The organism is Halomonas salinarum (assembly GCF_012062845.1).
Taxonomy (GTDB): Bacteria; Pseudomonadota; Gammaproteobacteria; order Pseudomonadales; family Halomonadaceae; genus Onishia; species Onishia salinarum.
On sequence record NZ_WWNB01000050.1, the window covers coordinates 1 to 558 of the forward strand.

A 558-nucleotide genomic window follows, 5' to 3' on the forward strand; every position below is an offset into this window, starting at 1 on the left:
GAAGTCGTAACAAGGTAGCCGTAGGGGAACCTGCGGCTGGATCACCTCCTTAATCGACGACTCGCCTCTTCTCGGCAAGTGTCCACAATGAATTATCTGATCGGCCAGAGCATAAGACTGTTTGGGTAACGACCCAGCGTGACCTTAGGGTATTCGCTCAGTTGGTTAGCGCGCACCCCCTGCCCTTAAGTGGAAAGGAGGGTGAGGTTGGTAAAACGACCATGTTCTACCAGCGAGAGAATAGGTGTTGGGTCTGTAGCTCAGTTGGTTAGAGCGCACCCCTGATAAGGGTGAGGTCGGCAGTTCGAGTCTGCCCAGACCCACCAATTTTATCCAGTACCGCGTTGTTTTGTGACTCGCATAGCAGGCTATACGTCGCCACAAGACGCCTTGTCCTGAATAAAATTCTCCATGTCACGTAGAGCAATCAGAGGGGCCTTAGCTCAGCTGGGAGAGCGCCTGCCTTGCACGCAGGAGGTCAGCGGTTCGATCCCGCTAGGCTCCACCATTTACTGACAAGAGATCAGCGATGGAGGTCAGCGATTCGAGCGAATCGTC

Annotated in this window: 2 tRNA genes and 1 rRNA gene; all 3 read left to right on the plus strand. The window is 53.9% G+C overall.

Going from position 1 to position 558, the window contains the following annotated elements:
* Positions 1–52: ribosomal RNA gene (locus tag HF027_RS15450) — 16S ribosomal RNA — on the plus strand; the annotation flags it as partial.
* A gap of 197 nt (positions 53–249) precedes the next feature.
* Positions 250–326, plus strand: a tRNA-Ile gene (locus tag HF027_RS15455).
* A gap of 106 nt (positions 327–432) precedes the next feature.
* Positions 433–508: transfer RNA gene (locus tag HF027_RS15460), tRNA-Ala, on the plus strand.
* Positions 509–558 lie beyond the last annotated feature (50 nt).